This is a genomic window from Flavobacterium qiangtangense, from assembly GCF_042658345.1.
In the GTDB taxonomy this organism is placed as follows: domain Bacteria; phylum Bacteroidota; class Bacteroidia; order Flavobacteriales; family Flavobacteriaceae; genus Flavobacterium; species Flavobacterium qiangtangense.
In genome coordinates this window covers 361,467-384,120 of sequence record NZ_JBHSQB010000003.1, presented here as the reverse complement: position 1 = coordinate 384,120, position 22,654 = coordinate 361,467, and the positions used below count along the sequence as shown (strand labels likewise).

The following is a 22,654-nucleotide window of genomic DNA, read 5'->3' as shown; positions in this document are numbered from 1 at the left end:
TTTAAACCACGTTCGCAGCAGTATGAATCTTATCAATTTTATATTTCAGCGAAGTTCCTTTTTTGCCTTCGATGACCGCTTTTATTTCAGAAATTATGGAAAGCGCAATTTCTTCGGAATTTTCTGCTCCGATATCCAAACCGATTGGGCCGTAAATTTTATCTAATTGGTTGTCAGTTACCATAATTCCTTCTTTTTTCAAATCATCGAGCATTCTGTCCAATTTGGTTTTTGGACCTAAAATTCCGATGTAAACGCAATCTGTTTCTAGCAATAATTTCAAAACTTCTAAATCGTATTTGTAATTATGAGTCATCAGAACAAAATAAGTCTGTGCATCAATTTTGGTACTTCCAACCAATTCTTCCGGTTTGGCAACGATTACTTTTTTGGCTTCCGGAAAACGTTTTTCTGTGGAATGTGCCGCCCTTCCGTCACCCAAAGTTACTTCCCAACCCATTAAATCAGCCATTTTAACTACAGGCTGTACATCGTTTCCAGCGCCGGCAATTATCAATGAAATTGGAGGCGCAATGTATTCTATCAATGCTTCGTGATCCGCATTTTCAAGCTTTATCTTTTTTATGACTGTTGCTCTTTTTAGCAAAACATTGTCAATATCTTCCAATATTCCAAAATCATTTTCGGTAGGAATTTCGTTCTTTCGATACAGTAATTTTGTCCCGATTTGCGACGTATTTCTACCCAAAGAAAATAAAGTCAGCATCACCGCTTCTTGGCGTTCATCGGCAATCTTCTGGAGCAATTCCATCGGATTTCCTGATCTTGAATCGTCTATGTATTCAAACAAGATGTGAACGATTCCGTTACAGCCCAACTGCACGCCGAATTCCACATCGCCTTCATTGCTGGTGTCATACGTAATCAGCTTATTCTGCGTCTGGTTAATTGCCAAAAGCGCCTTCCGCAACGCGTCGCCTTCAAGACATCCACCGCTGATTGCTCCGGTTAAAATTCCGTCTTCGGTCACCAGCATCCTTGCTCCAGGCTGGCGGTAAGACGAACCTTCTACCTTGACAACTGTTGCCAAAGCAGTTTTCTTGCCTTCCTTTTTTGCCTTTGCATAAGACTTTAATATCTCAGTGATTTCTTTCATATTGGAATTTATGCTGGAAATTATCTAATTGGTTTTGTCTATTTTATACAATCTCCCTTGGTCGGTAACGGCATACAAAGCGCCATCGGCAGTCTGCGTTATGTCTCTGAATCGTTGGTTTTCTTGTCCCAAAAGTCGTTCTTCACCAACAACCTTGTTATTGGAAATCACCAGCCTTGCAATATGCGAGCCGCTCAAAGCACCCACGAATAAATTATTTTGCCATTCTGGAACTCGATTTCCTCTGTAAAAAGTCATCCCGCTCGGAGAAATTACGGGGTCCCAATAATATACCGGCTGTTGCATTCCTTCTTGTTGCTGAATCGCATCACCGATCGGCTCTCCGCCATATTCGATTCCGTAAGTTATTGTCGGCCAGCCATAATTTGCGCCAGCCTGAACTCTATTTATTTCGTCGCCACCTCTTGGTCCGTGTTCGCTCTGCCATAAATCTCCAGTCACGGGATGAATTGCCAAGCCTTGCGGATTTCTGTGTCCGATGCTGTATAATTCTGGCAAGGCACCTGTCTGGTTGAAATTTGGATTCCCAGAAGCCGGAGCACCCGTAGTAGTAATTCTTACAATTTTACCCAAACCGGCCGAAACCGATTGTGCCAGAGGTCGCGTTTCAAGAACGGAGCGTTCGCCGGTACTGACCAATAAATTTCCTGTGGAATCAAAGAGGATTCTTCCGCCATAATGCAGATCGCTTCCGTTTGCCGGATTTGCTCGATAAATTACGGTCGGTGCTTCGATTAAGGTTTCATTATTTGAAAGCCTTCCCTTGGCCACAGCCGTAACATTGCCGCCAGAAATAGCTTCTGAAAAAACCCAATATACCATTCTATTTGTAGCAAAATCAGGATCGACGCACAAACCTAATAAGCCACCTTGTCCGCTATTATTAACCGCTGGCAAGCCTTGAATTGGTTCACTGACTTGACCTGAAGGCGTTACAATTCGAAGATTCCCATCCTTTTCAGTAATCAAAAGACGTCCGTCTGGAAGACTCGTAATTCCCCACGGCGATGACAAAGTGGACGTTATGATCGTTGACGAGTAAGGCGTAGAAGTTGTGGCTCCGTTGGCTCTTGTCTGTCCTTCAAAAGCAGGAACATACGTTGTGTTTGGTTCCCCAGTTTCCACTGGAGGACCGTCTGGCAAGGGTTCTGAAAAATTGTCTTTGTCAGAGGAACAGGCCATCAGCGTTACCATGAATGCTGAAAAAATCGTGGTGTAGGTTGTCTTTCTCATAATCTTTTAATTTTTTGTGACGTAATCATTTCAATTCTAAATATGATTTGGCCAAAATTTAGATTTGGGGGAATATTGGCTTTTCACTAAGGTACAAAATTTCTTCAGAAAAATGGCGCGTTGTAATTTTCGTTATCGTTAAAATTGACCAAAAACTAGATTTTAGCCATGTCAAAAGGCAATTTTCTAATTCTTGTTCCGGTAAGATCAAATATAGCGTTGGTCAGTGCTGGAGCAAAAGCAGGCAATCCTGGTTCGCCGACACCGCCGGCATCTTCTTCGTTTTCCATTATGTGGATTTCAATTTCGGGGATGTCGTTTATTCTTGGCATTTGATAAGAATGGAAATTTTTTTCCACCACCATTCCGTCGTCAAAATGAACTTCATGGAAAGCCGCCGCGCCATAGCCCATAACGATTGACCCTTCGACTTGAGCCCTGATAATGTCTGGATTCACGTACCAGCCGCAATCCATAACAGCCCAAACTTTATCAATTTTCAATTTTCCGGATGCATTTCTTGAAACTTTCACTATCTGTCCTACGGTTGACTTAAAACATTCTGTAATGGCAACTCCGAAACCTTCATTTTTCTTTCTGTTTTTCCAGCCAGAAATTGCCTCCATCTTATCAATAAGATTCTGGCTCCTCTCGTCTTTCAGATATTTTCTTCTCAAATCTAACGGATCGGTTTTTGCTTCAACAGCCACCTCATCCAAAAAACTTTCATAAGCAAATCCGTTGGTGGAAGCATATACCGAACGCCACCACATAGTCGGCACTGGAGTTTCAAAAGGAACTTCAGCAAAACTTAAGCTTTTAATAGAATCAAAATAAGGCTTCAAAAACCCTTCAGAAGTACTTCTGTTGGCCACATCTTTTTTTCCACCACGCCAGTGGTCGTTATTTTGTCCTGCCATTCTGAATTTAAGTGCGCTGATTTCTCCATTGTCAATCACGCCTTCGCAACGGTAAGAAATTCCCGGGCGGTAAGGCCCTTGCGTGGCATCGTCTTCTCGCGTCCACACTACCTGAATCGGCGTTCCCATTTCTTTTGAGATCATCGTAGCTTCGTGCGGATAATCCATAAAAGCCTTTCTTCCAAAACCTCCTCCTAGAAAAGTCGGGTTTACAATGACTGATTTTCTTTCAATTTTAAGTTCTTTACTGATGTAATCTTGTACCCAGTCGGGGGCTTGGATCGGACCCCAGATTTCCACCTTATCACCTTGAAAATGTGCGACACAATTTACGGGCTCCATGCAGTAATGCGCTTGGTAAGGAGTTTGATAAACGATGTCTAATTTCTTTTTTGCCTTTTTTATAACGTCATTCGGATTTCCCTGCGTGCTTAAAATCAATCCTTCTTTTGTTTTTATAAATTCCTCCTGTCGCTTAAAAATAGTGGCCGAATTGATGTGCTCAAAACCAGAATCATCCCAAACAATACGCAACGCTTTTTTGCCCTGCATGGCTGCCCAAGTGGAATCTGCGACAACGGCTACTCCTTCTCGGAACGTATTGTGTACGCCCATTTTTACCTTGAAAACTCTTTTTACGCCTTTTATTTTTAATGCTTCTGAATCATCATAGCTTTTTACGATGCCCCTCAAGCGCGGATTTCTTTCTACGGCCGCGTATAACATTCCCGGAAGCTTTTTGTCTAAGCCAAAAACGGCGGCGCCATTGGTCTTCAAAGGCGTGTCTCTTCTGTGGAGCGGCTTTCGTATCAATTTATATTCTGATATCTTTTTCAATTTTATATTTTCAGGCGCTTTCATTCCAGAGGCTTCTTCCACCAATTCGCCGTAGTGGAATTTTTTTCCTGTTTTCCTGTTGATCACGTGTCCCATTTCAGCATAGCAATCCGTAGGCAACACTTTCCATCTTGAAGCGGCTGCGATGATCAGTAATTCTCTTGCTGTGGCACTTAATTTCAACAGATTTTTATAAGAAGTTCTGATCGTCGAACTTCCCCCGGTCACCTGGTTCCCATATTTTTCTTGATCTCCTGGCGCAAATTTTATATCAACACCATAAAGATCTACTTCCAATTCTTCTGCAACGATCTGTGCGATGGAATGATATGCACCCTGACCCATCTCGGCACGGTGGCTTACGATGGTTACCAAACCAGAAGTATTGATGATAATCCAAGCGCAAAGCTCAACATCCAGATTTTCTGAGTAAATCTGCCCTTCTTTTAAAACTTTGGCTTCTGCGCTTTCCGGCATGTAAAGTCCGAGGCACAAGGCTGTACTTCCTAAACCTGCAAGCCTCAAAAAGTTTCTTCTTGATAAATTATTTTGATTGTCGGTATTTGACATAATTTGGTACTTTAAATTATTTTTTTGGAGCATAAGCTCCTTTTTCAAGCCAAGTAATCCATGCTTTCTTAAATTCAGCGTGGCTCATCGGCGGCAGTTTTAACCCTTCTCCCGGATTCCATCCTGCTAAAACGAGTCCGTCATCAGCATGCTCGATTAACTTCTTGATGTCTTTGTTTCCATTCTGTTTTGGATCTAAAAGCTGTTTTGCCAGCTGATGTGGCGTTCTTCCTTGAAAAACCATCTTCATATCGGCAGGTGGCAAATGCCAATTTGGGTTTCCCGGAGGAGAATGCAATCCCGCTGTATTTTCAAATTGGTGACAGTTGGCGCATTTCATAGCATAAACGCCTTTTCCATCAACGCCTCTTTTTGGGGACATTTGGTGTAAATGACTGTCATCGCCTTGCAAAGGAATGTCTCCCGATGGATGGCAATTCATACACCTCGGGCTCATCAAGACACTGTAAACTTTTTGAAATGCTTTTACTGATTCAATGCTGTCTTTATTTATAAGTGGAATCGCCTCATATTTTCCGTCGTTCGCATTTTTTCTTGCAAAACTGAATGCTGTCAGGATCGTCATCGAAAGAAATACTGCAACTAAAGCATATTTTCTCACACCTTTTGGCGCGACTTTTTTTAAATCTTCATTCATAGTCGTTTTTTTGAATGTTAACCTTTCTGTTTTCTTTGCAGCTCGGCGGCCATGTGAATTGCTTTTCTGATCCTTGGATATGTGCCACATCTGCAAATGTTTCCAGCCATTGCATCATCAATATCGCTGTCAGATGGATTTGGGTTTTCCCTAAGCAAAACTGCCGCTGACATGATCTGTCCCGAATGGCAATAACCGCACTGCGGCACGTCAATTTCTGCCCAAGCTTTTTGCACCGGATGCAGATTGTCCGGTGAAAGGCCTTCGATCGTGGTAATTGTCTTCCCTTCGGCACGGCTCATTTTTGTCACGCAGGAACGAACTGCTTCGCCGTCCATATGAACCACGCAGGCACCGCATTGGGCTACACCGCAGCCATATTTTGTCCCTGTCAATCCGAGCAAATCTCTTACCGCCCAAAGAAGTGGCATATTTGGATCTGCATCAAGTTCAACGGAACGACCGTTTACTTTCATTGAAATCATAGTTTTTGTTTTTTTACAAATTACCGTTTCATATAAAATTAACTAAATTCTAATTATTAATGAAACAGAATTGAAATTTTAATGATAATAATTTATTGGCTTTCAATAATTTCAAAGATCCATAAAATTATATATTTAAATGTATATAAATTACTGAATTACTTACCAATATTACTGATTATGAATTATTGCTTAATTTGAAGTCTACATAAACCTACGATATATCGTAATTTAAAAAATACCTTTAAAATATAAATAACTCAAAACAAGACATTTAAAAAAAAGGCTCGTTTTTTAGCTACATGATTTACATCAAATAATTAAACTGTAAATTCATGAGCAAAGCAACAACACTTAAAAGCAACAGCATCCCTTTTTTAGAAGATGATGCCATTTCAGCAGAAACAAAGAAATTCTTAACTGCTTTAAATTCTGGCGGTGTTCCGCTAGAAACCTTGTCTCCCGAAGAAGCGAGACAGGTTCTAGTCGGAGCACAAAACTCAGTTGAAGTTGATTATTCAGGAATCGAGGAATCAGAAAAAACCATCTCACAAGACGGATTTTCTATCAAATTAAACATCGTCAGACCAAAAGGTTCTACCGAAAAACTTCCTGTTTTTATCTTTATTCACGGCGGTGGATGGGTTTTAGGCGATTATCCAACGCACAAAAGAATGGTTCGCGACTTGGTCGTTTTGTCTGGAGCTGTCGGCGTTTTTGTAAATTATACACCTTCACCAGAAGCAAAATATCCCGTTGCCGTAAACGAAATTTATGCTGCCACAAAATGGGTTGCTGCAAACGGAAACGAAATCAATGTTGACGGAAGCAAACTTTCTGTAGTCGGAAACAGTGTTGGTGGTAATATGACTGCGGTAACCGCTTTGAAATCCATAGAAAATAACGGTCCGAAAATTACTTCACTGATTATGTTTTGGCCAATCGTTGCTGCTGATTTTGAAACAGAAACCTATAAACAATTCGGCGAAGACCGCTTCCTTACTACCTCTTTAATGAAGTGGATGTATGACAATTACACCACAGATTTGGCAGAACGAGAACAAATTTATGCTTCGCCGCTAAATGCTTCTATAGAATTGCTGAAAAATTTCCCTCCAACATTAATTCAAGTTGCAGAAGCCGATGTTCTTCGTGAAGAAGGCGAAGCTTTTGGGAGAAAATTAGACGAAGCCGGAGTTGAAGTCACAACCGTTCGCTACAACGGAATGATTCACGATTTTGGATTACTAAATCCTTTGGCGCACTTGCCTCAAGTAAAATCTTTGTTTGAACATGCTGCAGCAGATTTGAAAAAGAATCTTTTTTCTTAATTCCAACCAATTTACAAACGAATGTTTTAGAAATAAATCGGTTAAAAACAACTTTTAAAATTTTAATATCATGAAAATCAAATCAAGTACGAGTGCCGTTATTTTGCTGACCACATTGTTTGTTTCTTGCAGCACCGAAAATAATTCGGCTGAAAGCAAAACAGAAAATAACGAGAAAATTGGCGCTGCAAGAGCAGAATACATCGAAGTAGAACCAAACGTAAAACTCCACATTACTGATCTTGGCGAAGGAAAGCCAGTCGTATTAATCCACGGATATCCGCTGAGCGACGCTTCTTGGGAATACCAATATCATGCACTTTTAAAAGAAGGCTACCGCGTTATCGGAATCACTTTGAGAGGTTTTGGACAATCTGACAAGCCTTACGGAAAATATGATTATGACCAGTTTGCAGCTGACATTAAAGTTGTTTTAGACAAGTTAGATATCAAAGATGCAACTTTGGGCGGGCATTCGATGGGTGGCGCAATTGCCTTGCATTATGTTGCAAAATATGACAGCGCACACGTGAGCAAATTGGCTTTATTTTCAGCGGCAGCGCCTTGCCACACTAAAAAAGAAGATTATCCATATCCGCTTTTTACCAAAGAAGATATTTCGCAATGGATCGAACTGAACAACAATGACAGACCCGCTTTGTTGGCTGCCGTTGGCGAGAAATTTACTTTGTCACCCACATCAATTTCTCCCGGAATTGGCGCTTGGCTCGGCGGCATTGAAATGCAATCTTCACCTTTTGCGATGGAACAAGCCTTGATTGCATTGAGAGATGAAGATTTGCGAGGCGATCTTCCAAAAATCAAAATTCCGACTTTGATTTTACATGCAAAAGAAGACAAAATCGTGGCTTTTGCTTTGGCAGAACAGATGCACAAAGCAATTGCCGGTTCACAATTGGTTGTGTTTGACAAAAGCGGCCATGCTTCTTTCCTTGAGGAAAAAGATAAATTTAACTCTGAGTTTATAAAATTCTTGAAAAAATAAAATAGCTATAACTGCCTATAACTTGGTTACAGGCAGTTTTAAAATTCAAATATATGAACGCACAACCCGCTTTTGACACCGTTACTGAAGCTTTGCAATGGCTGAATTCAGAAGGTTTTACAGAAAATTTTAACCTCGATGAAAACTGCATACGATTCAATAATAATAAGCAATCGATGTCGCCTGAAGAATTTAAAATCGATTATGTATTTCGTTTTGAAGGCGATACCGATCCTGGCGATGAGGATATCGTGTATGGAATCAGTTCTGACTCTTATGAAACGAAAGGCGTTTTGACCAGCGCTTTTGGAATTTATGCGGATGCAATTTCTACAGAAATGATCAAAAAGCTATCAATTTATTAAACCCAAATCACTTCTTGTTCCAGTTCAATGTGAGCAAATTTCAAGCCTATTAAGTTTGTAAAAGAAAATAACAAGTATATAAAATTACGAAATATCGTAAATAAAATTTTCCTCAAAAACAATTAAAACACAAAATACCAAAGGCTTACAAATTTGGCATTTCATTGGCTTAAACCTTAAATAATCTAAACTTATTTTTTATGAAACCATCAGTAAATTTATTATCTCCAGAAAATCACGCTCTCGTATTAATTGATTTTGAAGGCCAAATGGCTTTCGCAACAAGCAGTATCCAACTGAGCGAATTGCGCAACAACGTAGCAATCATTTGTGGCGCTTCAAAAATTTTCAATGTCCCGACAATCGTTACCACAGTTGCCGAAGACAGTTTTGCCGGACCCGTTTTTCCAGAAATTGAAGAGTTTTATCCTCAAGCGACTTCAGGCTATATCGACAGAACCTCGATGAATACTTGGGAAGATGAAAATGCCTATAAAGCGATCACCGGAACCAAAAAACAAAAGCTGGTTCTTGCCGGATTATGGACAGGCGTTTGCATCGTCGGTCCAGCATTATCAGCACTTGACGAAAATTATGAAGTATTCGTAATCACAGATGCTTGTGGCGACGTTAGCAATGAAGCGCACGAAAGAGCGATCCAAAGAATGGTTCACGCGGGCGTAAAACCAATCACTTCCATCCAATATTTATTAGAGCTTCAAAGAGATTGGGCACGCCAAGAAACGTATGTTCCGGTGACGAATCTGATGAAAAAATATGGCGGTTCTTATGGCTTGGGAATCCAATATGCACACAAAATGTTGCAACACTAATTCCTTTTCTACTTCTTCAAATGTTGAAATTTATAAAAAACATATCGATAAAATTTAAATTATTCCTGCTGGCATTTACTTTTTTAGCTTTCGGACAGGCTTCTGCGCAAAATTTCAAATTGTTGCGTTTTGAAGAAAATTATGAATTATTAAAAGACTCTTCCCGAAGCTTTTATGAAAATGTAAAATTCCTTCCGATTTCTAAAAATAAAGAAGTTCATGTTTCTTTTGGAGGTGAAGCGCGCTATGAATTTATGGATTTCAACAATGAAGATTGGGGAAGGCAAAATATCGGTCACAATACTTTTTTATTGCAACGATATGATTTAAACGTCGATGTTCAATTTGGAGAAAATTTTAGGGTATTTGCCCAAATCCGAAGCGCTTTAGAAGACGGAAGAAAAAACGGACCGAGAGGAATTGATGAAGATCAGCTAAACATTCAAAATTTATTTCTTGACATTAATATTTGGGAAAATTCAGAAAAACAAGTGATTTTTCGTGCCGGAAGACAGGAATTAGATTATGGTTCAGGAAGATTGATCTCCGTTCAGGAAATTCCGAACGTGCGAATTTATTTCAACGGAGGAAAACTAATGTATGCTTCTTCTAAATTTTCTATCGACGGTTTTGCTATGACGGAAGATGAAGTGGAAACCGGAATTTTCGATAACAAAATGTCAAAACAACTCAATCTTTGGGGAATATATTCCAAAACAAAGTTCTCAAAGACAGGAAATATTGATCTTTATTATTTGGGAATCCGAAGAAATGACGCCGTTTTTGAAGAAGGAATTTCCAAAGAAAAAAGACATACCATTGGAACCAGAATCTGGAAAAACAACGGCGGTTTCCTTTATAATTTGGAATTAGCATACCAATTCGGAAGCTTCGGAAACGGCACAATTACCGCTTGGACAGCTTCCATCGACATGGGCTATTCCTTTAAAAATGTAAAGTTCAAGCCTTCGATAAATCTGAAAAGCGATTACGTTTCGGGAGATAAAAATAAAGACGACGGAAATCTCCAGACGTTCAATCCGTTGTTTCCAAGAGGCGGTTATTTTGGTTCGAATCCGCAAGTTGGTCCGGTCAATCTCATCGATTTACATCCGTATGCGACAATGGAAATACTATCAAATTTGACCTTTCAAACTGATGCTATTTTCAATTGGAGACATTCGCTCAACGACGGCGTTTACCGACCAAGCGGCCAATTTTTAATCGCAGGAAATGACTCTGAAAAACGATACATCGGAACTTCCTTTTTAGCGAATTTGACTTACAATTTCAATAAACATTTTGCTTTTACAAGTGGCATGCATTACTTCAAAACAGGAGAATTTCTCAATGAAGTGATTCCGAATTCAAAGGACGGAATGTTTGTCAACAGCAGGCTTACGCTTAAGTTTTAATAAATACTAAATTACCAAAATATGAAAGCTGATTTAATTTTATACAACGGAAAAATTTACAGTTTCAACAAAGAAACTCTAGATATTACGGCAGTTGCCATCAAGGACGGAAAATTTATTGCCGTGGGAAGCGACAGCCAAATCATGGAATTTGCTTCTGAAACCACAAAAATAATCGACCTGCATAAAAAAAGAGTGGTTCCCGGAATCAATGATTCGCACATTCACTTGATTCGCGGCGGACTGAATTACAATCTAGAGCTTCGCTGGGATGGCGTTCCTTCGCTTTCAGATGCGCTTCGAATGTTGCAGGAACAGGTTGACAGAACGCCTTCGCCACAGTGGGTTCGCGTTGTCGGAGGCTGGTCTGAATTTCAATTTGCGGAACGAAGAATGCCGACTTTGCAAGAAATCAATGCAATTGCACCAGAAACTCCAGTTTTTATTTTGCACTTGTATGACCGAGCAATCATGAATCGTGCGGCTTTGAAAGCAGTCGGTTATACAAAAAATACGCCAGCGCCTCCGGGCGGTCAGATTGAAAGAGATTCTAACGGCGAACCAACCGGACTGATTATTGCGACGCCAAATGCCATGATTTTATATTCGACTTTGGCCAAAGGTCCGACGCTTTCTTATGACCATCAAATCAATTCGACAAGACATTTTATGAAAGAATTGAACCGTTTTGGAATCACGAGCGTGATTGATGCCGGCGGCGGTTTTCAGAATTTTCCGGATGATTATAAAGTCGTGAATGAGCTGAATGAAAAGAAACAATTGACGGTCAGAATTGCTTATAATTTATTTACGCAGAAGCCAAAAAACGAATTTGAAGATTTTAGCGAATGGATTGATTCTGTGAAATTGTACCAAGGCGATGATATGTATCGTCACAACGGAGCAGGAGAAATGCTAGTTTTTTCAGCTGCAGATTTTGAAGATTTCTTACAGCCAAGACCTGATCTTCCTGAAAACATGGAAGCCGAATTGGAAAAAGTCGTTCGATTATTGGTAGAAAATCGCTGGCCTTTCAGACTTCATGCGACTTATAACGAAAGCATATCGAGATTTTTAAATGTATTTGAAAAAGTAAATCAAGACGTTCCGTTTAACGGATTGCCGTGGATTTTTGACCATGCCGAAACAATCGACGAAAGAAACATCGAGCGTGTAAAAAATTTAGGCGGAGGCATCGCGATCCAAAGCAGAATGGCGTATCAAGGCGAATATTTCACTGACAGATATGGTTCAAAGGCAGCAGAAAACACGCCTCCAATTAAAAAAATGCTCGAAATGGAAGTTCCTGTCGGTGGCGGTTCAGATGCGACGCGCGTCAGCAGCTACAATCCTTGGGTTTCAATGTATTGGCTTACGGTTGGGAAAACTATCGGAGGCTTGCAATTGTACAATGAATCGAGATTGAGCCGTGAAACTGCGTTGGAATTATATACCAGAGGAAGCGCATGGTTTTCGCAAGAACAGCAGAAAAAAGGCGATATCAAAGTGGGAATGTTTGCCGATTTAGCGGTTTTGGACAACGATTATTTCAATGTGGAAGACGAAGCCGTGAAAAACATCGAAGCAGAAATGACGGTTGTTGACGGAAAAATTGTATATGCGAAAGGTGACTTTTCTTCCTTCTCACCTCCTACTATCCCCATTTTGCCAGATTGGTCTCCTACAAATATTTATAACGGATATTATCCAGCTGGAGGTCATTTGCAAAGCGCAATCGAGAAAAATTCAAAAGCCGATGCAAAACCAAAATTGACTTCGCAGATTCACAGTTGCGGTGGCAGTTGCGACGTTCACGCGCATAATCACGATGCGGCTCGTTTGAGCAATGTTCCTGTCAATAATTACAACGCATTTTGGGGCGCGCTTGGCTGTTCTTGCTTTGCATTTTAAAACTTACATTATGGAAATTATAAAACAACTACTTTACTCTGACTTGGGATCGTCGTTCAATAATGCTGCTTTTCTTGTTTTTAGGATTCTGCTTGCGATTGAACTTTTCAGGGTCCACGGATTGAAAAAATTCAGGATTGAAAACGGACAAAAAGAACAAGTTCCAAATCCGCTGCATCTGCCTGAAAAACTGAATGGATTGGTGGCCACTTTTTCAGATACCGTCGTTCCTTTTTTAATCATTTTAGGAATTGGGACAAGACTGGCGGTGCTTCCAACCATCGGCGTTACGGCCATCGGATATTTTGTAGTTCACCGCAAAGATTCGCTTGAAGTACGCGATGTTCCTTACATGTATACTTTGTCCTTGCTCCTAATTTTAGCACTCGGAGCCGGAAAATATTCACTTGATACTTACTTATTAAATCTTTTATAAAATGAAAACTTCCATCGGAATCAAACAAGAAAACCTGTCGAAAGTGGCAGAAATTCTATCAATAATTCTTGCCGACGAATTTGTATTACTGACCAAAACTAAAAAAGCGCATTGGAATGTCGAAGGCGCTGATTTTTACAACAAGCATCTTTTCTTCGAACAGCAATATAATCAGCTTGATGAAATCGTGGATGCTGTTGCTGAAAGAATTCGAACGTTAGGTCATTATGCTCCGGGAACTTTGAAAGAATATTTGGCGTTGACGCATCTTTCGGAACACGCTTTGGAAACCAACGACAGCTTGACCTATATGAATGAATTGCTGTGCGATCACGAGAGCATCCTGATTCATTTACGTGAAAACAGCAACAATTTTGCGACCCAATTGCACGATGCCGGAACCAGCGATTATATCACAGGATTATTAGAAATGCACGAGAAAATGGCCTGGATGCTTGGTTCACACTTAAAGTAAAACTATGGAAATTAAAACAAATATTTGGTATGTCACCTTGCTTTTAACCATAATTGCGGGTTATTGCGACACCGTAACTTTCGTTGCCGCAGACACGATCTTTTCGGCACACGTGACGGGAAATTTTATCGTTTTTGCCTATCAAATTGTCAAAGGTTCTGACATTCACGCTTGGGTGAAATTATTGACTTTTCCTGTGTTTATCATTGCTGTAATTGCCGGAGGACGAATTGCCTTGCGCGTTACAAATCATTATACGATTTTATTTTGGGAAGGATTTCTGCTGGTTTTAAGCGGACTCGCGGCGTATCTTTTCAACTATTTCGGAATCATTTCAGAATGGACAATGTATGCAATTGCAATGACAACCGTTTTTGCGATGGGACTTCAAAATGCCTTTGGAAAATTATATGCCAAAGAAACGCACGGACCAACGACGATGATGACAGGAAACGTAACGCAAGCTTCATTAGATCTCGGAAATCTTTTGAAAAATGGATTCAAAGATCTTGAAGTGATGCTAAGTTTTAGAAAACAATTAGTTACCATTTTCGGATTTCTTATCGGATGTTTTTTAGGTGCCGTTGCCGGAAAATCTTTCGGTTTAGGAACATTAATCTTCCCCGGAATCGCAATGATCGTGTGTTATATGTACCATCGAAAAAATTAGTCGCAACTATTGAAACTTGCATTTTCCTGATAATAGATTATCTTTAAAACATGAATTCAAGATACTTTTTTCCCCACAGAAATTCTATACTCTTATTTTGCCTGGTGATTTTTTTCCTGCTAAATAGGGTTCCTGTTTCCGCGCAAACTGAAGAAAATCCAAAACAACTCAGAAATCTAATTTTAAATACAAAAAATGACACTCAAAAAGCAAATTTGCTATTTAGAATGAGTGCTTATTATTTGACAAAAACTGGAGAATCAAAAGCTGATTTGGACAGCGCAAGCGTATTGAATTTTCAAGGAAAACAGTTGAGTAATCAAGAAAAATATAAAATTGGTGTAGCAAAATCAATGCTTCTCGATGCAAAAATTGATAAAGAAAAAGGAAAAAGGGAAGTTTCATTATCAAAAACCAAGGAAGCAATTGCTTACGCAGAAAAAAATAATCTGACCGAACAAAAAGGCGACGGTTATGACGAATTTTCGAATTATTATGACAACAGCAACGTTGATGAAAAGATAAGATTAAAAGAAAAAGCACTTGCATTTTATAAACAATCAAATTCCAAGAAAAGGCAAGCTGACGTATTGAAAGATTTGGGGGAATTATATGGATTGACTGAAAATACGAATAAATCCCTTTTAAATTTGAAAGAGTCTTTAGAAACGTACAAATCTATAAATTACAAGCAATTACAATCGGTTTATAATTTACTTAGTGAAGCTGAAATTCAAAAATCTGATTATGAAAAAGCTTTAAAATATGGATTGTTGGCAGAAAAAACAGCCTTGGCGATGAACGATAATTCGTTGCAATTGAGCTCGATTTACAGCAATGTTGGAATGGTTCATTATTATCTACGACAAAATAATGAAGCGGAAGAGTATTGGCAAAAAGCCATAGAAATTGCTAAAAAATTCAATGATAATGGCTATGTCAGAACGATTGCTGCCAATATTTCTACAATGCTCATCCGCCAGCGAAAATTTGAGGAAGCGATAAAATTCATCAAGGAATACAAGGCGAAATATCCAATTGCCGACCAAGAATTTGAGATGCGCGAGAATTACATCCTTTTCAGCACGTATACGATTATCAAGCAATTTGCAAACGCCAAAATTTATTATGAAAAATTAAAAAATCACTATGGCGAAAACGCTGAAAAGAATAATAACAGCCTTTCGCTTTTACGAAGTTTTTCATTTTATCATTACCAAACGAAACAATATGCTGACTTTTACAGAACCGCAACTTTATTAGATTCTTTTGCAAAAAAAGCCGGAAACACCCTGATTCAGTCAGAAAATCATTTGGTTTGGTTCAAAGTTGATTCTACACAAGGAAAATATTTGGATGCCATAAAACATTACCAGCTTTATAAAAATCTTTCAGATACAATTTTCAAGGGTGAAAAAAGCAAGCAGATCAGTAATCTGCAAGTAGCATTTGAAAGCGAAAAAAAAGACAAGAATATCGATTTTCTGACCCAACAATCTAAATTACAGGAAGTAAAAATTGCCAACGACACGTTCATAAAATATGTTTTTATCGGAAGCATTGTAGTTTTGGCGCTTTTTGTAGCACTGCTTTACAACCGATCGCGGCTAAAACAAAAAACAAATAAAAAACTGGAAATCAAACGCCAGCAGATCGATGAACAGAATGAACAGCTGAAGAAATTGCTGACCGAAAAAGAATGGCTTTTGAAGGAAATTCATCATCGCGTGAAGAATAATCTGCAGATTGTGATCAGTCTTTTGAACACGCAATCGGCTTATTTGGATAACGAAGATGCGCTGATGGCAATTCAAAACAGCCAGCACAGAATGCACGCCATGTCGCTGATTCATCAGAAATTATACCAGTCAAATAACCTCGCAAGCATTGATATGTCTTGGTATATTTATGAATTGGTCAATTATATGAAGGAATGTTTTGGCACCGAAAAGAAGATTAATTTCAACTTAGAAACTGAAAAAGTATCCTTGGATGTCGCGCAGGCTGTGCCGCTTGGTCTGATCATAAATGAGGCTGTAAACAATACGATAAAATATGCTTTTCCGAATGGAAATAAAGGGAATGTATTGGTTTCCCTAAAAAATATCGGCGAAAATAAATATGAATTGATCATTTCTGACAATGGAATCGGGCTTTCAACGAATTTTAACATTGAAGAAACTGATTCACTCGGAATGAACTTGATGCGCGGCCTAAGCGACCAGCTCGACGGAAGCTTCGATTTAAGAAATGAAAACGGACTAACAATACAAATTACGTTTATAAAAAATATGGAATTTGAAGCTTCGGCAGAAAATCCAACAACGCTATAACCCAAAAAATGAAGGAGAAAATTTTAATTGTCGAAGATGAATTTATCGTAGCAAATGACTTGAAAATCATGTTGCTAAAAGCTGGTTATGAAGTCACCGGAATCGCTTCTTCGGTAGTGCAAGCCCGAAAACTGATTGCCGAGAAAAAACCAAATTGGGTGTTGCTTGATATTATGCTCAAAGGCGACTTGACCGGAATCGATCTGGCTTGGGAATTGAAAGAAATGCAATTGCCTTATTTGTACATTTCTGCCAACACAAATCAATCGACGCTAGAAGCCGTGAAAGCCACGCAACCCTACGGATTTATGGTAAAACCCTTCAGAGAACGCGATTTGATCGTAATGTTAGATATCGCCAAATACCGTTTTGACCTTGAAAAAGGCACAGAAAATTCATTCGAAAATAACGACCAAGCTATGGACGGAATCATCGGAAAAAGCCAGCTTTTAAAAGAGGTGATCGAGAAAATAAAAATCGTGGCTCCAACAGAAACTTCAGTTTTAATTCTGGGCGAAAGTGGTACCGGAAAAGAAAAAGTCGCACATTCGATCCATGAATTTTCCAGTAGAAAATCAAAGCCGATTGTCGTTGTAAACTGCGCCGCTTTGCCACATTCTTTAATTGAATCAGAACTATTTGGCCATGAAAAAGGAAGCTTTACCGGAGCAAATTCACTTCGGATCGGGAAATTTGAGCAAGCCAATGAAGGTACCATTTTCTTGGATGAAATCGGCGAATTGCCTTTAGATTCTCAAGTCAAACTGCTTCGGGTTTTGCAGGAAAAAGAAATCGAGCGTTTGGGAGGCAATAAAACTATAAAAGTGAATGTGAGAATCGTTGCTGCAACAAATCGTTTATTGGAAAAAGAAGTTGCTGAAGGCCGATTCAGGCTCGATTTATATTATCGATTGAATGTTTTTCCGATTGAATTGCCGGCTTTAAAAGATCGAAAGGAAGATATTTCCCTCTTGGCAAATTATTTCCTGAATAAATATTCGACCAGTTCCAGAAAAAAAGTTTCAAGCATCAGCAAAATTGCTTTGGAACAATTGCAAAACTATGATTGGCCCGGAAATATTCGCGAATTAGAACATTTTATTGAGCGAAATGTCTTGCTTGCCAAAACTTCTGAAATTGAAACTTTAGATCTGCCAGCAACTGTTTCCAAGCCATTTCTTGAAATTTCTGGTCCGTTAAAATCTATGGAAGAAATGGAAAAAGAGCACATCATGAACGCCTTGAAATCCTGCGACGGAAAAGTTTCTGGACCAGGAGGCGCTGCTGAACTTTTGAAAATACAAGCACAGACTTTGTATTCAAAAATGAAAAAATTAGGCATCAAACAGGGCTACAATTAATTAAAAATTAAATTATCTGATTATGAATTTAGAAAATACAACTGCAGGAAAACCTTTGAATGAAGCCAAAAAAGCGTTGATCATGATTCACGGAAGAGGCGCTGGTTCCACTGATATTTTGTCGCTGGCAAGACATTTGAATGTTGCTGATTTTGCCTTGGTCGCACCGCAAGCGCAAGGAAATACTTGGTATCCTTACTCTTTTTTGGCTCCGACTTCACAAAACGAACCGTCACTTTCAAATTCCTTAAACTTAATTTCGGAAGTTGTAAAAACTGTTGAAGAAAACGGAATTTCTAAAGAAAATATTTACTTCTTGGGATTTTCTCAAGGCGCGTGTTTGGCTCTAGAATTTACGGCTAGGAATGCTTCAAAATATGGCGGTATCGTCGCTTTTACAGGAGGTTTGATTGGCGAAACTATCTCTGAAAAAACTTATTCTGGAAATTTTGAAAACACGCCAGTTTTCATCGGAACAAGCGATCCTGATTTTCACGTTCCTGTGGAAAGAGTGAATGAAACCGAAATGCTTTTGAAAAAAATGGGCGCTTCGTTGACAAAGAAAATTTATGAAAATATGGGACATACGATCAGCCAAGACGAAATTAACTTGGCCAATGAACTTGTTTTTAACTTGAAATAATGATACAGATTACAAGAATTTATAGCGATTCAAACGGAGAAAGTCATTTTGAAGATTTTGAAATTTCGTTGCAAAACAATGGCGATATCGGTTTTTTATCAGAAGATCAAGCTGTTAAATCAATTGTTTTCAGGGAAGTTCTTCCTTCGTATGATTATGATTTTCACAATGCGCCAGATCGGCAATATATTATTTTATTGGACGGTGGCGTGGAAATCGAAAGTTCTTTGGGACAAAAAAGAAAGTTTGAAACTGGTTCCATTTTATTGGTTGAAGACGTTACTGGAAAAGGCCACAAAACCAAAAATCTTGAAATCAAAACCCGAAAATCAATATTCATAAAACTATAAAAATGGAAAAAGAAACCGTAAGAATCGAGAATTTCAGCGATGCCGTTTTTGCCATCGCCATCACGCTTTTGGTTTTAGATCTTCACGTTCCTAGTTCAGAAATTATAAAAAATGGAAGTGATTTATGGAATTATTTAAAAGAAGATTGGGCGTCCTTTTTGGCTTTCACGCTTTCATTTTTCAGCATTTTTATAATGTGGGTGAACCATCACAAAATTTTCAAGCAGATTTACACGAGAAATACCGCCATCATGTTTTCAAACGGATTGATTTTATTTTTGGCTTCGGCAGTTTCTTATCCAACGGCTTTACTGGCACGCTTTTTTGATGGAGAAGCTTCGTCAACTGTAGTCGCCATTTACACTGGAATTTTTGTATTGATTAATCTTTCTTATAATTTATTGTGGTTTTTGGCCAGCCATAATCGAAAACATCTTCGTCCGGAAATCACTGATTTGGCTATAAGAAAGATTCGAAATAATTATTTATATGGATTTCCTACATATTTAATTGCTTTCGGAATTTCATTCGAGTTTCCCAAAATTGCCTTGCTTATCAGCATGCTTTTGTGGATTTATTGGGCCATTTCTTCTGGAAAAATTGATATTTCAAAAAGCTAATTTTTTAGGCTAAAAAATGTTCTTTTTTGATTCCTAGTTTCTGCATCCTAGAAATTAATGTTGTTGCAGGCAAGCCTAATAAAATTGCGGCACCTTGCGGACCAGAAATTCTTCCGTTGCAATTTTTTACTACTTTTAAAATATGCTCTTTTTCAACTTCCTGAAGCGTTTTTGTACATAAATGGAATTCAGAATTGGATGCTGAGACCACAATTTCTGGAAAATCCATTTCTTTTATCGTTTCGCTTTTTGCAAACAACAGGCTTCTTTCCACCATATTTTCTAATTCCCGAACGTTTCCTTGCCATGAATTTGCTGTCATTGCCTTTTCAACTTTTTTAGAAAAACCGTTAACTTTCTGCCCTGCTTTTTCGGAATGTTTTTTCAAAAAATAATTCGCCAAATCTTGAATATCTTGCTTTCTGTCACGCAAAGCTGGAATTTGAATTGGAAAAACATTCAATCTGTAAAACAAATCGCTTCTAAAATTTCCGTCAGCCACTTCTTTTTCCAGTGAACGATTTGTAGCCACAATTACTCGCGCATTCACTTTGATGGTCTGCTTCCCGCCAATTCTTTCGATTTCTTTTTCCTGTAAAACCCGGAGCAATTTTCCTTGCAATTCTAACGGCAATTCTCCGATTTCATCTAAAAAAATCGTGCTGTTTCCGGCTTGTTCAAATTTCCCAATTCGCAAATCAGTCGCTCCTGTAAAACTTCCTTTCTCATGTCCGAATAATTCGCTTTCAATCAAATTTACTGGAATCGACGCGCAATTTACCTTGACCATTTTTTGATTGGAATTCCCAGATAAGTTGTGAATGGCTTTGGCAACCAATTCCTTTCCAGTTCCGGTTTCGCCAGAAATTAAAACTGTTGATTGTGAAACTGCGACTTGAGAAATCAAATCATAAACCTTTTGCATGGACGGACTTTTGCCTATAATTCCTTGAAAGTTTTCTGAAGAATTTACTTCTGGTTTTATTTCTTCTGAAGATTTTCTAATCGATTTATAGTCTGAAAATTTATTTTCCAATTGTTCTGAAGTCAAAATATTTTGGATTGTAATCGAAAGTTGCGTGCCAATTCGGCTGATAATTCTATTTGATTCTCTGGTAAAAGTCGTAGGATTTTTGAAAAACAAAAAAAGCACATTTCGGTTTCCGTTTATATAAGGAAGGCAAATTCCGATGCCATTTTTAAAGCCTGAATCATTTATCTTGGAAATAAAATCAGGAACCTTTTTTCCAGACAAATTTTTCAAATCGAAAATAACTGTCTCGGCAGATTCCATGCAAACATCAAAAAATCCATCCTTTAATTCATAATTTTTATCCGAAGTTTTTGGCTGTAAGAACTGATGAAAGAGTTGATATTCTGATTCTTTTTCATCTGTTGAAGCAATTATAAAATCATCAAAGTTGAAAATTGGTTTTAAAGTGTTTTGTAAAATAATTTGAAAATCCTTTCTACTCAAAACTTTTGCAAATTCGGTACAAATCGATAAAATCAGCGATTGTTCTCGTTCTCTTTCTTGCAATCGATTCATGAGAATTGCTGTTTGATCGGTTTGCTTTTGCATAATGATTTGAATTTATTTTTAAAAAATTGGCTTGCCGTAAATTTAAGTAATCGGAATTGTTTTGTGCTAACAATTTTCATAAAAGTAACGGATTTGAAACCATAAAATTACGATATATCGTATAAACCAAAATACCAAAAAAAGAATAAACTATTGATTTAAAACAATATAGATAAATCGGAACATAATTTGGCTTACAAACTACGAAAAATAAAAAATGCAAAATATTGTTTCTTGTTCCAGTTCAATGCACGCATTTTGCAATAGAAGTAAATTTGTAAAAGAAAATTAATAACAACTCATAAAACGCAAATATCATGGAAAATAAAATTTTAGGCTTACACCATATTACAGCAATTGCGGGCGATGCGAAACGCAATTTTGATTTTTACTCAAAAGTTTTAGGTTTACGATTTATCAAAAAAACGGTCAACTTTGACGATCCGGGAACGTATCACTTTTATTTTGGAGATGAAGTCGGAAGTGCCGGAACAATTTTGACATTTTTCCCTTGGGGCGAAGGCATCCAGCAAGGAAGAAAAGGCTCTGGAATGGCGACTGAAATTGGTTATTCTGTACCAAAAGGAAGCTTGAAATTTTGGCAAGAACGTTTTGAAAAATACAATGTAATTTACAACAAGCCAGCAGAAAAATTCGGAGAAAAATACCTGACTTTTCTAGATCCGGATGGATTGAAATTAGAACTGATTGAGTCCAAAACAGAAGACGACAGAAAACCTTGGGAAACCGATGAAGTCAAAGCTGACGTGGCCACAAGAGGATTTCACAATGTAACTTTGACTTTAAATAGTATCAAAGCGACGGCGTCAATTTTGACTGAAATCTTTGGTTATAAATTAATTGAACAAGATGTAAATCGTTATCGATATGCAACTGACGCTGTTGAAAACGCGGCGATTATTGACTTGGTAGAATTGGCAGATGAGAAACACGGCCATGTGGCCAACGGTTCTGTTCACCACGTGGCGTTCAGAGTTAAAAATGACGCAATATTGATGCATTTCCGTGAGAAAATTGAAGCTTTGGGATTATCAATAACGCCACAAATTGACAGACAGTATTTCCATTCTCTTTATTTCAGAGAACCAGGAGGCGTTTTATTTGAATTGGCTACAGAAAATCCGGGCTTTATGATTGATGAAACTTTGGAAGAATTAGGAAAAAACTTAAAGTTGCCAGCTCAATATGAAGCCAACAGAGCAGGAATCGAAGCGCATTTGGTCAAAATAAATTAATTTCTTTGCTAACCTTCAATTAACTGAGAGGTTGTATTAGATAAATTAAACTATCCAATACAAATTTGGTAATATTTCGTTGGCTCCACAATTGGCAAATAGCGCCACCTTTAGAGAGGTGGCGTTTTTTTTTACCAGAGTTTACTTCTTATTCTAGAGAATTTCGTGCTTTTTTCGAGAAATATAATTCTTTCAAAAAATCAAAAAAATGTCTCACTTTATATTG

The 22,654-nt window shown here is 38.3% G+C and carries 21 protein-coding genes; 15 read left to right on the top strand and 6 right to left on the bottom strand.

Annotated features, from left to right (window positions below; all coding sequences use genetic code 11):
- Position 1: 1 nt before the first annotated feature.
- The 5 genes from ACFPVY_RS01795 to ACFPVY_RS01775 all read right to left on the bottom strand — a co-directional run bounded on the left by ACFPVY_RS01795 (position 2) and on the right by ACFPVY_RS01775 (position 5,841).
- On the bottom strand, positions 2-1,117 hold the full coding sequence (locus ACFPVY_RS01795; RefSeq protein WP_379789981.1) for an XdhC family protein: 1,116 nt from the start codon (positions 1,115-1,117) through the stop codon (positions 2-4).
- Between the two features lie 24 nt (positions 1,118-1,141).
- Positions 1,142-2,371, bottom strand: a complete 1,230-nt coding sequence (locus ACFPVY_RS01790) for a PQQ-dependent sugar dehydrogenase (protein WP_379789980.1) — start codon at positions 2,369-2,371, stop codon at positions 1,142-1,144.
- Positions 2,372-2,526: 155 nt separating this feature from the next.
- Complete coding sequence (locus ACFPVY_RS01785; protein ID WP_379789979.1) at positions 2,527-4,698, bottom strand: molybdopterin cofactor-binding domain-containing protein; 2,172 nt, start codon at positions 4,696-4,698, stop codon at positions 2,527-2,529.
- A gap of 16 nt (positions 4,699-4,714) precedes the next feature.
- Complete coding sequence (locus tag ACFPVY_RS01780; RefSeq protein ID WP_379789978.1) at positions 4,715-5,356, bottom strand: hypothetical protein; 642 nt, start codon at positions 5,354-5,356, stop codon at positions 4,715-4,717.
- Positions 5,357-5,373: 17 nt separating this feature from the next.
- Complete coding sequence (locus tag ACFPVY_RS01775) at positions 5,374-5,841, bottom strand: (2Fe-2S)-binding protein (protein ID WP_379789977.1); 468 nt, start codon at positions 5,839-5,841, stop codon at positions 5,374-5,376.
- Positions 5,842-6,176: 335 nt separating this feature from the next.
- Between ACFPVY_RS01775 and ACFPVY_RS01770 the strand changes: the two genes are divergently transcribed.
- The 14 genes from ACFPVY_RS01770 (at position 6,177) to ACFPVY_RS01705 (ending at position 19,590) form a co-directional block, all read left to right on the top strand.
- Positions 6,177-7,172 (top strand): alpha/beta hydrolase, encoded by a 996-nt coding sequence (locus ACFPVY_RS01770; RefSeq protein ID WP_379789976.1) that lies wholly within the window; start codon positions 6,177-6,179, stop codon positions 7,170-7,172.
- A gap of 70 nt (positions 7,173-7,242) precedes the next feature.
- On the top strand, positions 7,243-8,178 hold the full coding sequence (locus ACFPVY_RS01765; protein WP_379789975.1) for an alpha/beta fold hydrolase: 936 nt from the start codon (positions 7,243-7,245) through the stop codon (positions 8,176-8,178).
- A gap of 53 nt (positions 8,179-8,231) precedes the next feature.
- Positions 8,232-8,543 carry a phosphoribosylpyrophosphate synthetase gene (locus tag ACFPVY_RS01760; protein WP_379789974.1) on the top strand — a complete coding sequence of 104 codons (312 nt, stop codon included), beginning with the start codon at positions 8,232-8,234 and terminating at the stop codon, positions 8,541-8,543.
- 200 nt (positions 8,544-8,743) lie between these two features.
- On the top strand, positions 8,744-9,376 hold the full coding sequence (locus ACFPVY_RS01755; protein ID WP_379789973.1) for a hydrolase: 633 nt from the start codon (positions 8,744-8,746) through the stop codon (positions 9,374-9,376).
- Positions 9,377-9,396: 20 nt separating this feature from the next.
- Positions 9,397-10,791 carry an alginate export family protein gene (locus ACFPVY_RS01750; protein WP_379789972.1) on the top strand — a complete coding sequence of 465 codons (1,395 nt, stop codon included), beginning with the start codon at positions 9,397-9,399 and terminating at the stop codon, positions 10,789-10,791.
- Between the two features lie 21 nt (positions 10,792-10,812).
- Complete coding sequence (locus ACFPVY_RS01745; RefSeq protein WP_379789971.1) at positions 10,813-12,702, top strand: amidohydrolase; 1,890 nt, start codon at positions 10,813-10,815, stop codon at positions 12,700-12,702.
- A gap of 10 nt (positions 12,703-12,712) precedes the next feature.
- Positions 12,713-13,138 carry a DoxX family protein gene (locus ACFPVY_RS01740; RefSeq protein ID WP_379789970.1) on the top strand — a complete coding sequence of 142 codons (426 nt, stop codon included), beginning with the start codon at positions 12,713-12,715 and terminating at the stop codon, positions 13,136-13,138.
- 1 nt (position 13,139) lies between these two features.
- Complete coding sequence (locus ACFPVY_RS01735; RefSeq protein ID WP_379789969.1) at positions 13,140-13,613, top strand: Dps family protein; 474 nt, start codon at positions 13,140-13,142, stop codon at positions 13,611-13,613.
- Positions 13,614-13,617: 4 nt separating this feature from the next.
- On the top strand, positions 13,618-14,283 hold the full coding sequence (locus tag ACFPVY_RS01730) for a YoaK family protein (RefSeq protein ID WP_379789968.1): 666 nt from the start codon (positions 13,618-13,620) through the stop codon (positions 14,281-14,283).
- Positions 14,284-14,510: 227 nt separating this feature from the next.
- Complete coding sequence (locus tag ACFPVY_RS01725; RefSeq protein WP_379789967.1) at positions 14,511-16,616, top strand: histidine kinase dimerization/phosphoacceptor domain -containing protein; 2,106 nt, start codon at positions 14,511-14,513, stop codon at positions 16,614-16,616.
- 8 nt (positions 16,617-16,624) lie between these two features.
- Positions 16,625-17,977, top strand: coding sequence for a sigma-54-dependent transcriptional regulator (locus ACFPVY_RS01720; RefSeq protein ID WP_379789966.1), 1,353 nt, complete (start codon positions 16,625-16,627; stop codon positions 17,975-17,977).
- Between the two features lie 22 nt (positions 17,978-17,999).
- Entirely contained in the window at positions 18,000-18,620 is a 621-nt protein-coding gene (locus ACFPVY_RS01715; RefSeq protein WP_379789964.1) for an alpha/beta hydrolase, read from the top strand.
- Positions 18,620-18,970, top strand: a complete 351-nt coding sequence (locus ACFPVY_RS01710; protein WP_379789963.1) for a cupin domain-containing protein — start codon at positions 18,620-18,622, stop codon at positions 18,968-18,970. Before ACFPVY_RS01715 ends, ACFPVY_RS01710 begins: the two co-directional genes overlap by 1 nt.
- Positions 18,971-18,972: 2 nt before the next feature.
- Positions 18,973-19,590, top strand: coding sequence for a TMEM175 family protein (locus ACFPVY_RS01705; protein WP_379789962.1), 618 nt, complete (start codon positions 18,973-18,975; stop codon positions 19,588-19,590).
- A 4-nt stretch (positions 19,591-19,594) separates the two neighbouring features.
- Here ACFPVY_RS01705 and ACFPVY_RS01700 read toward each other — a convergent pair whose 3' ends face one another.
- A complete protein-coding gene (locus tag ACFPVY_RS01700; protein ID WP_379789961.1) occupies positions 19,595-21,172 on the bottom strand; it encodes a sigma 54-interacting transcriptional regulator in 1,578 nt (525 codons plus the stop codon).
- A gap of 317 nt (positions 21,173-21,489) precedes the next feature.
- Here ACFPVY_RS01700 and ACFPVY_RS01695 point away from each other — a divergent pair, with 317 nt between their 5' ends.
- A complete protein-coding gene (locus ACFPVY_RS01695) occupies positions 21,490-22,428 on the top strand; it encodes a ring-cleaving dioxygenase (RefSeq protein WP_379789960.1) in 939 nt (312 codons plus the stop codon).
- The last annotated feature ends 226 nt before the right edge of the window (positions 22,429-22,654 follow it).